Origin of the sequence: Streptomyces sp. NPDC052020 (assembly GCF_040680575.1) — a bacterium.
Classification (GTDB): domain Bacteria; phylum Actinomycetota; class Actinomycetes; order Streptomycetales; family Streptomycetaceae; genus Streptomyces.
Genome location: NZ_JBFAWY010000075.1, coordinates 1 through 9,283, shown reverse-complemented (window position 1 = coordinate 9,283; position 9,283 = coordinate 1). Strand labels below are relative to the sequence as shown.

10 protein-coding genes and 3 pseudogenes are annotated in these 9,283 nt (G+C 70.7%); 9 read left to right on the top strand and 4 right to left on the bottom strand.

Going from position 1 to position 9,283, the window contains the following annotated elements:
- From AB0L74_RS34585 to AB0L74_RS34555, 7 genes and pseudogenes are all read left to right on the top strand, one after another.
- Positions 1–126: pseudogene (locus tag AB0L74_RS34585) on the top strand (SAM-dependent methyltransferase); the annotation flags it as partial.
- Between the two features lie 547 nt (positions 127–673).
- Positions 674–829 (top strand): hypothetical protein, encoded by a 156-nt coding sequence (locus tag AB0L74_RS34580; protein ID WP_365661508.1) that lies wholly within the window; start codon positions 674–676, stop codon positions 827–829.
- Positions 830–1,579: 750 nt separating this feature from the next.
- Positions 1,580–1,771: a hypothetical protein gene (locus AB0L74_RS34575; protein WP_365661505.1), complete on the top strand. Its 192-nt coding sequence runs from the start codon at positions 1,580–1,582 to the stop codon at positions 1,769–1,771.
- 44 nt (positions 1,772–1,815) lie between these two features.
- On the top strand, positions 1,816–2,553 hold the full coding sequence (locus AB0L74_RS34570; RefSeq protein ID WP_365661502.1) for a hypothetical protein: 738 nt from the start codon (positions 1,816–1,818) through the stop codon (positions 2,551–2,553).
- Positions 2,550–3,476, top strand: a complete 927-nt coding sequence (locus AB0L74_RS34565; RefSeq protein ID WP_365661500.1) for a hypothetical protein — start codon at positions 2,550–2,552, stop codon at positions 3,474–3,476. The genes AB0L74_RS34570 and AB0L74_RS34565 overlap by 4 nt, the downstream gene beginning before the upstream one ends.
- A 31-nt stretch (positions 3,477–3,507) precedes the next feature.
- On the top strand, positions 3,508–4,542 hold the full coding sequence (locus tag AB0L74_RS34560) for a serine hydrolase domain-containing protein (RefSeq protein WP_365661497.1): 1,035 nt from the start codon (positions 3,508–3,510) through the stop codon (positions 4,540–4,542).
- Between the two features lie 43 nt (positions 4,543–4,585).
- A pseudogene (locus AB0L74_RS34555) lies at positions 4,586–4,669 on the top strand (IS5/IS1182 family transposase); the annotation flags it as partial.
- A gap of 663 nt (positions 4,670–5,332) precedes the next feature.
- Here the strand turns inward: AB0L74_RS34555 and AB0L74_RS34550 are convergent.
- The 4 genes and pseudogenes from AB0L74_RS34550 to AB0L74_RS34535 form a co-directional block, all read right to left on the bottom strand.
- On the bottom strand, positions 5,333–5,506 hold the full coding sequence (locus tag AB0L74_RS34550) for a hypothetical protein (protein ID WP_365661494.1): 174 nt from the start codon (positions 5,504–5,506) through the stop codon (positions 5,333–5,335).
- A 127-nt stretch (positions 5,507–5,633) separates the two neighbouring features.
- Entirely contained in the window at positions 5,634–5,795 is a 162-nt protein-coding gene (locus AB0L74_RS34545; protein ID WP_365661492.1) for a hypothetical protein, read from the bottom strand.
- Positions 5,796–5,935: 140 nt separating this feature from the next.
- Positions 5,936–6,828 (bottom strand): annotated as a pseudogene (locus AB0L74_RS34540) (transposase); the annotation flags it as partial.
- Between the two features lie 727 nt (positions 6,829–7,555).
- Positions 7,556–7,708 carry a hypothetical protein gene (locus AB0L74_RS34535; RefSeq protein WP_365661489.1) on the bottom strand — a complete coding sequence of 51 codons (153 nt, stop codon included), beginning with the start codon at positions 7,706–7,708 and terminating at the stop codon, positions 7,556–7,558.
- Positions 7,709–7,870: 162 nt separating this feature from the next.
- Here AB0L74_RS34535 and AB0L74_RS34530 point away from each other — a divergent pair, with 162 nt between their 5' ends.
- Both AB0L74_RS34530 and AB0L74_RS34525 read left to right on the top strand, forming a co-directional pair.
- Positions 7,871–8,041 carry a hypothetical protein gene (locus AB0L74_RS34530; protein WP_365661486.1) on the top strand — a complete coding sequence of 57 codons (171 nt, stop codon included), beginning with the start codon at positions 7,871–7,873 and terminating at the stop codon, positions 8,039–8,041.
- Positions 8,042–8,485: 444 nt separating this feature from the next.
- Positions 8,486–9,283, top strand: a 798-nt coding sequence (locus tag AB0L74_RS34525) for a glycoside hydrolase (RefSeq protein ID WP_365661483.1), incomplete at its 3' end; no start/stop codon positions are given.

Genomic DNA, 9,283 nt, shown 5'->3' with positions numbered 1-9,283 from the left:
CGACTGCGGGAGAGCGACGAGCTCCCCTGGCCGCGCTGGCCGCGGATGGTCCGTACGGAGTCTGGCTGGTGGCGGCTGCCCGAGCCGCGGATCCCCCTTTTGTACGGCATGCTGGCCGTTCGCTGAGCCTCATTCCCCCGACAGTGGTGCAGTGCGAGCGGACCATGTGGGTGGTCGTGATGGTGGACAGCTTCACGTAGTGCGGTACCGCTCGGAATCAGGTACGGCGCCCCCAGGCCGAATGCGCTGCGACGCCCCTCCGAGGCCGTGAGCTCCAGATGCGCCCAGCAGGGGTGCACCGGGGCACTCCACCTCGCGGGCATCCTCATCTGGATCCGACGCTGACCAAGGAGACAGAACCCGGTCCGCTCCCGGCCGGACGCGATCGGGGACGTCGGCCACGACAAGCGGCTGTGGCGCCGGGTCTGCCCGCCGACCCGCTGGGAGGGTCTGCCGCCGGTCGCCTTCGTGCTCGCCGACACCCTCAAGGCCAAGGTCGGCAACACCGTGCAGGTCCTCAAGGGAGCCGGCCGCCGCTACTGGGCACCGCGCCGGTACGAGACCTACTACCGTCAGGAGATCACGGCCAGGGACTACAGCCAGGCGGTGCCCGTCGTCTGGAGCAACTCCAAGGAGCACGGCGCGGACGCGGCGGTGTGGCGGCGGCTTCGAGGTGCGCGACGAGGTCGTCGCCCGGCCCTCCCCGTTCGTGCGCCACCACATCAACGTGCTCGGCGGGCACTCCTTCCAGCTTCCCGGCCTGCCGCCCCTGTGCGACAAGCCCCCGACGCCGGGTGACTGGGCGAGCCGGCTGTCCTCGGCGACGTAGGTCGTTCTGCGATGACGGCCTGGCCGGCCTCTGCCGTGAGGCGGTCGGCCGAAGCGACGGCTGGCAGTTGCCGTCCTCGACGGTGGACGTGAGCAGGGTGGCCCGGCGGGCTGGTTCGTCCGTGGCACCGAGAGCAGGCAGCTTGGTCAGCAGCCTCGTCGCCCGGGACAACTGCAGTAGCCCAACCGCTGAGGCGGTTTCCTGTGGCGGGAGCGACAATGCGGCCGGGAGGGCCGAACCTTGTGGGACCGTCCACGCGCGGTAACGTTCCCGCCGAGCTGAACGGCACAGCCTCATCGGCCAGGTGTTGACATCACTGGAACACCCACTGGAATCCGATCACCGCCGGCCATAGGGAGGTCGGGGTGCGCCAGCGCAGCAGCCAGTCGGCGGTCCAGGGGGTGATGCCGTGCATGGCGGCGGCTGGCTCCATGCCGGTGTTCGGCTGGACGTACCAGCGGCGCTGTCGATGCTGCGGAGTGGTATCCGGTTCTTCAATGGGGGCGCCGCCCAGCGTGAAGTCGTCGAACCGGTGCGGCGTTAACTACCTGTGCACTCTTCACGCCCTGCCGGGGCACCTTCCGATCAACGGATCGGCGGTGTTGCATATCGGCTAACGAATTCCGGTGTGGTCCCGCATGCCGGTGAATTCCTTTGGGCTGAGAGGCTGTTCCAGCCCACGCCGCCGTGGCCTGCCGCGGCATCAAAAGGCGGTCGGCGCCTGCCCGGCCACCAGTCAGGAGAACAGAAATGAGTGCCCTTCTCACCTCGCGCCCCACCACGGCGGGCACGCTTGAGCGTGCCGCCGTGATCGCGCTGATCACCGAGCCGGAGGCGCCTGTCAGCGACGCCCCGGCCTACGCCCCCCAGTGCGTCCACCATGCGTACTTCCTGATCTCCCCGAAGGTCCCGAAGGACCCGAAGGCCCCGAAGGGGCGCTGAGGCGTCCCGGTCTGGCCTTCCCGGCGGAGAAAGGGCATCTGGTGATGGCGCCCGTCAACGGATCGAGGACCGCGGCGTACGCCGCGGCGGTGCAGGATCTGGCCGGTCGACTGCACCAGGCCCTGGACGAGGGGCGTCATAGCGACCCGGTGCTGGCTGCGTCGGTACGGCAGGCCGGCCAGGAGCAGGAGGAAGTACTGGCTGCGGTGCGGGTGCTGGGGCCCGACGCTCTGGCGTCCGCACTGCTGGCCGGCGTCCGCCCGCACCCGCATGACCGCGAGGTCTTGGACGAGGTGCTGCTGGTCTTTCCCCTCGCGGCGGGGGACCCGGTCGAAGCAGCGTGCCTGGCGCACGCACAACAGCAGGCGGCACAAGGATGCGGGAGCGACGCCGTGGGCGCTGTGGAGGCGGGCGACGCCGCTCAACGTGCCTTCGTTGTCCAGAGCACGGCGGAGGCGGACTGGTGTGCCTGGGCCCAGCACATGGCGCGGCTTTCACCACTGGCCTGGCCGGCCCTTCCCGGACCGGTCGCGGACATGGCCCGCAAACGGGAGGCGGATGTGGAGCGGGGACTGACACGCGCGATGCTGCGCCGAGACTACGCCAGCGCCGCCCGCCTGGCCCGCTGGGCAGCCCTGACACAGGCCCCCGGCGGCGCAGGCGGCCTGGACCTGGAGCCGTTGCTGCGGCATGTGACCGAGATGGCAGGCGGCGCGGCGCGCGTCCTGCTGGACGCCGCAATCGCCCGGCGCCTCCTGGCGGGGCGGCAGGCACAGCGGTGAACACACCTGCCGCGTGGCAGCGGCTCGCTCACGAGGTGGCCACCAGGGGTGTGCGGTGGCTGTACCGCAACCGGCACCGCGGGGCCTTTCCCGCCGAGACCACAGCCGATCTCGGTGACCCCAACAAGGTCTACAAACCGCTGGGAGAAAGCTCTTTGACGGCGGTCTTCGTCCTTCGGGCACCCGGGCCGCTCGCCGATGTACAGGCGCAGGCCAAGGAGTTGCTGGAGCACGGCTGGGAGCAGATGCGCCACGGTGACCTGCTCTACGAGCGCCAGGTGCGCCACCAGCTGGCGACCGATCCGCTCGAGTGCTACGCACACTTCGTTCCGGCCGGCTACCGGCACCACCGACTGGACTCCCTCCTGACCCATCTGACCACTTCCACCTCCTGGTGGGCCGTGGAGATGCTGCCCAACCGCCGCCTGGCCGTCGTCAACGCCGCCCGCCTGGCCGGCTTTTCGCATCCCGAGGACTGGCGGCCACTGGTGGCGGCCACCTGGCTGGGGCAGCTCCCCGACCCATGGCTGATCGACTGGACGACGGCCTACGCGATGACCCACACCGTGTACCACGTCACCGACTGGGGCCGGCGACCTCATGCCCTGCCCGTACCCGTGAGCGACTACCTCACCCGATGGCTGCCCGCCTGGATGCGGGTGTGGGCGGAGGTGGGTGACTGGGACCTGCTCGGCGAACTGCTCCTGGTCGACGCCTGCCTGCCCCACCCCCAGTTCCCACGCGACATGTTCCAGCTCATCGCCGACGCCCAGCTCCCCGACGGCATGGTGCCCCGCGACACACGACCCGTCTCCGAGGACGCCCAGGAGGCGTTCACCGACCACCAGCACACCACCGCGGTCACAGTCATGTCCGCGGCCCTCGCGCTCACCCGGAGCGAAGATGCCCGTCGCAGGCAGTGACACCCAAACGGTCCGCGAGCGCCTGCGCGCAGTGGCCGAGGCTTCCCGCGGGCCGGGCGCCGCCATCGCCCTCACCTGTCAGGGCACCACCACGACCCTGTGCCTCGGCCACACCGACCGCACGCGCCACACCCCGGTCACCGCACACACCCGCTTCGAGATCGGCTCCGTCACCAAGACCTTCACCGCCCTGCTGGCCGCCACCCTGGCCGCCGACGGAACCATCGACCTCGACCGGCCCCTGGCCGACCACATCCCCGCTCTCCTGCCCAAGGAGCCCCACGCCCGCCGCATCACCGCCCGGCACCTGGCCATCCACACCTCCGGCCTGCCCCGCCTGCCGCCAGGACTGCTGCGGCGGGCCCTGCCGCACTGGTACACCAACCCCTACCAGAGCTACACACCCGACCACCTGGCCACGCTCCTGCCCCGCACCCGCCTGCGCCACCCGCCCGGCCGCCGCACCCGCTATTCGAACCTCGGCGTGGGGCTCCTCGGCCACTACCTCACCCACATCACGGGCGTCCCCTACCCCACCCTCCTGCACCAACGGGTCCTTCGCCCGCTGGGCCTGACGCAGACCGACGACCAACCCCGAGAGCAGGCGACAGGCCACTACCGCGGCCGGCCCTGCCCTCCCTGGCTCATCCCCGCCCTGCCCGCCGCAGGCGCCCTGCGCTCCAGCACCCACGACCTCCTCCACTACCTGTGCCGGCTGCTGGACCCCTCCACCGCCGCTCCCGCATCCCTCGCCACCGGCCTGCGCACCGTGCTCCACCCTGGACCGGGGCAAGAACCACTCGTCTGGTTCCGACGCACCGCGCACGGATACCCCCTGTACTTCCACGCCGGCGGCACACGCGGCCACACCGCCTTCATCGGCCTCCTCCCGCACCAGCAAGTCACCCTGACCGCCCTCACCAACTCCGGCGCTCCCACCAACAGAAGGTTCGCCCAGGCCGCTTACGCCCTCCTCTACCACCACTGTGGCGGCATCGGCTCCGAGTCGGCCGGCAGCCGCTCGGCGGCTACGGAAGCACCGGCCCGTCCAGCCGGGCAGTCGTAGGCACCGTCGGCGACCACTGCGGCGCCGGTCGCTCGGCTGCGGCATCACATCCCGCATCGCCCGCAAGGGTACGGACTCCAGCCAGCGGCTCGGCCGGCACCGCTGGACCATCGAACGCACGATGGCCTGACTCGCGGGGTGCCGTCGCCTGCACCCTCCCTGCCGACCACCCGCCCATCCAACGCCACCGCGACACCCTCGACGACTACCTCACCGGACGAGCCCCGCGGTAGCACACAACCCGCGCTCGCGGCCTGGTGGAGTATCCCGACGACCGTCGTACCGGCTGCCTGGCCGAGGGCGGCGGTCCGGCCAGCGTATTGAAGGCGCCCCTCGTCGTCGTACCGGCCCAGCAGCAGCGTCCGGGGAGCAGCCAGAGGGCCGGTGACCGTGCCGACGATGGCCTCCGTCGTCTTGCGTGTCTTGTACTTCTGCCAATCCCTCACCGAAGGGCGGTAGGGATCGTCCAGCCGCTTGAAGACCACGCCTTCCATCCCGACCGACGCCATGACAGCCACTCGCGCACCGTGGCCGCCTCGGTGGTCGACGGGCACAGCACCCATGGCGCCGACAGCCGCCGCGCGGCGCGCACAAACGCCAAGGCTGCCCTGCGTCGCCGGTAGGGCCAGCCGGTGGTGTCCGGCCCCGACAGCCGCAGCAGATCAAACGCAACGAAGTGGCACTCGCCCGCTGCCCGGGCCGTGCAGGCGCCGCGCGAGCCAGCCCTGCAACCGCTTGAAGGCAAGCCGCCCCGCGTCGTCCCACACGATCAACTCAACGTCCAACGCGGTCACATCCGGAAGGTGTGCCGCACCGGCACGATCTCCGGAAAGTCGGCGTCATCACGGAACCGCCTGGAGCGCAGCGCCACCCGGCCCGCGTCGCCCAGGACGGCCGCTCGGAAGCCGCCCCACTCCGGCTCCTCCGCCCGGCCCCGCCGCAGCTCCGGAACCGGCACGGACACGCTCAGTATCGGCTCTGGCAACGCTCACGTCACGGGTGATCCCTTCCACCCGGCGCCCCCGGTGCTGGTTCCGGTACCGCAACCGGTGGTGGTGGCCGGTACTGCCGCCATTTCGGGGGCCGGGTGCTCAGGGGGCGGTGCGGTCCAGGGTGCCGGTCAGGTCGTCGGCGGCCGCGAGTAGCAGGGTGGCGTACTTCGGGTCGGTGGCCGCCTCCCGTCCGGCGGAGAAACCGAGTAGGGGGATGGTGCGCTGGGAGGGCGGCGCGCAGGTCGGCGGTCTGCTGGTCACGGTGGTCGGTGTGGGGCACGGTGACATGACCGGATCTCCTCAGAGGGAGGGTGGAGGGGATCGCTGGATGCCGGACTGACGGGCGATCGGCTAGCTTGATCTTTAACCTGTGCGGCGGGGGCGGGGAGTAGTCGACTTCTCTCGGCCGCGGCCCAGGACGAACGGTGGGTGAGCTTGGGATGGAGCCGGTCCCAGGACCGGGCCACGGCGGTGCCGTAGAGGCGCGTCTCGGTGACCGTGTGAGTGTCCGGGGTGCCCCAGTGTCAGGCTGCCCGAAGACGAACTCGCCGCCGTGCCGGGGCGGCCGGCCCATGGTGTGAGGCTGCCGCGGCGGGGCTGGCCCGCGCAGGACGCGGTCCGACCGCATCCTGGCCAGGACTTTCACCGGCAGATCCGGCAGAAGGTGGGCCAGGCGTGGCGCGTCGTATCCAGCGTCCGCGATGACGAGGACATCCCGATCGCCGACCTGCCATTGGCCTGCGGTGATCAGCCGCTCGACCAGTTCGCGCAACTGCCGGGCGGTGACGGTGGCGCTGTCGTCCCCAGGCGCCAGACGCAGAGCGTCCAGCGGAGCGGTCCAGGAGCTGCGGCCCGGCTCGAGCGCGCAGACGACCGAGTACGGCCACCCGGGGACGGGGATGTGCTGGTCCTTGCCCCGGCCGTAGGTGTGACACAGGATCCGCTGTGGTGAGGTGTGGGCGTCCGGCCGCAGTCAGCAGGTGATGTCGACGGCCAGGACCAGTCGGCCGTCGTCCGCTCGCGGCAGGGACACCGAGGCCAGGGCCTGCCGCATCCGATCCGCATCGACCCGGCCCTTTGAGACAGCGGCGTAGAGTGCTCCGTGCCCACGACGGTGTTCGCCCACCAGCGACAGCTCGGCCAGGGATCTCACCGGCCCATCACCGCACAGAGCCGCATCCGCCAGCTCGAACAGCGCATCCGAACGAGCGGTGAGACAGGAGTAGAACTCGCCCCGGAAGCGTGACAGTTCGGCTGGCGGCTCTCGCCGGACATCGTGATGCAGCAGACTCATCCTCACGGCCTTCGTGCTGGACGTGTGTGTTCCTTGGTCGGAGCACATGTTCAGACGAAGGCCGCTTCCGTGTACGGCGGACACCGAACCGAGTGATCAAGTACGACGCACCGTTCGACGGCGCACGTTAAAGATCAAGCTAACCGCCACCCTGCGCTCGGCCCCGACCATGCGCACTCCGCATATGAGCACACGCCGCCCCCCTGGGCACCGGTCCCGCCCCCACGTCCGTCCCGGCCCCCCGCGCCCGCCTCAGCGCCGCGAGGGCGACTCCTGTCCGCCGAGCGGGCCGTCATCAAGGACCAGGACCAGGATGCCGAGTCCTGCGCGCGAGCCGTCTGCGGGCCGGATGCCCGGAGCCGGCTGCTGGGCGGCCGACGATGGTGGATGCCCGCTGATCTGCGGCGGTTCCAGGAATCGGACATCGTCTGAGGTGCCTGGGTCCGGTTCGTCGCCCCCGTGTGAGGTCCGGGTGTGAGCGCCTGAAGCACGACGTAGGCCCCCGCGAGCGGAGGTGCTCGCGGGGGCCTACGGAATGGGGGCGGGCTACTACTGGCGGGCCAGCCAGGCGTCGATGTCCGCCTGGCCCCACAGGATGGTGCGCTCCACCTGGCCACCGGGCGCGGCGTCTGGCCCTGGGAGGTACGAGCGCCATGTGGAGTCGGCAACCGGACATCGGAGCTCATCCATTGTCATGGGCGGCAACCAACCTCGGGGTTCGTCTCCGTCACGAACCGTTCGGCGGGGTGGCGAAGGTGAACTCGCCGAGCAGGATGAACCGACCGACGTCGGCCTGGGCGGCGGGGGCGGTGAGGAAAATGCCCGAAGCAGCCAGGGTGACACACCCGAGCGCGGTGGCGATTTTGCGGATACAGCTCATGGGAAGACCTCCACGTGATACCCCATGGCGGGGTTTGCTTGTGTGCTCCGGGCAAGCCTGCCTAGGCAGGTGACAGGCGAATCCTGGTCGTGCGGGGCGTGTCGGAGCACCCCACAGCGCGTGCTGTTTCGCCGCACACCCTCTGAGGACGGATATGACAGCGTGTACGCCCGCGAGGAGCATCCGCCGCCCGGGTCCTGTTCTCCCTTCGGCCGGCCCTCCCCGGCCCTGCTGGCCCGCGCGGACCGCAGCTACGCCCGGTTTCTCGCCCAGGTCGACCCGGACGACCGCCCAAGCGACCACGACCAGGACGACGCGGTGATGCACCGGTGAGCGACACTTACACCGTGCTGAACGCCCCCCGGCCTGGGCGACACCCTGCGGACCTGCGGTCCCATGACCCTGCGACCACACCATGCTCCTGAGGGAGGGCGACCACAGCAGCGGAAAGCCGCCTGGAATTTCCTGTACGCCTGGTTGCATGAAGCTCAGCGGCCTCAGCCCGCTGAAGGCACACCGCTAGGACGGTGGCCTCAATTTCGACCGCTTCCGCGTCGACCCAGCCCTGGCACCGCTGCAGTGGCCGGATGGCCGACCTCGACCGGCACCCGAGGCAGGCCACGCGTGCACGCGCGCTACGTGCGCTCTCCCTCTCACCCGTTCGAGTGATGTGGTTGTCTGTGCGGGCGCCTCTACGGTGGCTGCTCGGCGGGCTGCGTCCGGTCCCTGATGGCGGCCGGACACCGCGCTCGCCCGTGCGACGCGGAGGAGGCAGCAATGACGACACGGCGCCGACTGCTGGAGGCGGGAGCGGCGACGGCCGCGGGGGGCGTGGTGAGCCTGCTGCCCGCGTCATCGGCCTGGGCGAACTACACCACCCGGATCGACCCCTACCGTAGGTACGGCACGTGGGAGGGGTGGGGGGCGTCCCTGGCCTTCTGGGCGAACGTCTTCGGGCGGAACGACACGCTGGCGGACCTGTTCTTCACGCGGCGCTGGGTGTCGGTGCTCGGGCGCACCCTGCCGGGGCTGGGCCTGAACGTGGCGCGCTACGAGCTCGGCTCGTGCATGTTCCAGCCCGCGTGGCCGGGCGGGCCGCGCATGGTCCACTCGCCCACGATGCCGGCCTACCGGAAGGTGGAGGGCTTCTGGGTCAACTGGCGCAGCACGAACCCGGACAGCAGCAGCTGGAACTGGGACAACGACGCCGAACAGCGGGCCATGCTGCTCAAGGCGAAGGCGCGCGGGGCGAACGTGCTGCAGATGTTCTCCCTGTCGCCGATCTGGTGGATGTGCAAGAACCACAACCCCTGCGGCGCGCGAGACGGCGGCGAGAACCTGCAGAGCTGGAACCACGAGCAGCACGCCCGCTACCTCGCGATCGTCGCCAGGCGGGCGAGGGATCACTGGGGGATCCGTTTCCGCTCGGTCGAGCCCTTCAACGAGCCGACGGCGGACTGGTGGGTGGCCACCGGGCACACCGAGGGCTGCCACATGAGCCGACCCACTCAGCGGCGGATCGTTCACTTCCTGCGTCGGCAGCTCGACGCCCGAGGCCTGTCCGACGTCGCCGTG

What these genes read in the sequence shown, in the direction of transcription:
- AB0L74_RS34575 (WP_365661505.1), top strand. Translation starts at nt 1,580, where the DNA reads ATGAGTGCCCTTCTCACCTCGCGCCCCACCACGGCGGGCACGCTTGAG.
- AB0L74_RS34570 (WP_365661502.1), top strand. Translation starts at nt 1,816, where the DNA reads ATGGCGCCCGTCAACGGATCGAGGACCGCGGCGTACGCCGCGGCGGTG.
- AB0L74_RS34535 (WP_365661489.1), bottom strand. Translation starts at nt 7,708, where the DNA reads ATGAGCTGTATCCGCAAAATCGCCACCGCGCTCGGGTGTGTCACCCTG.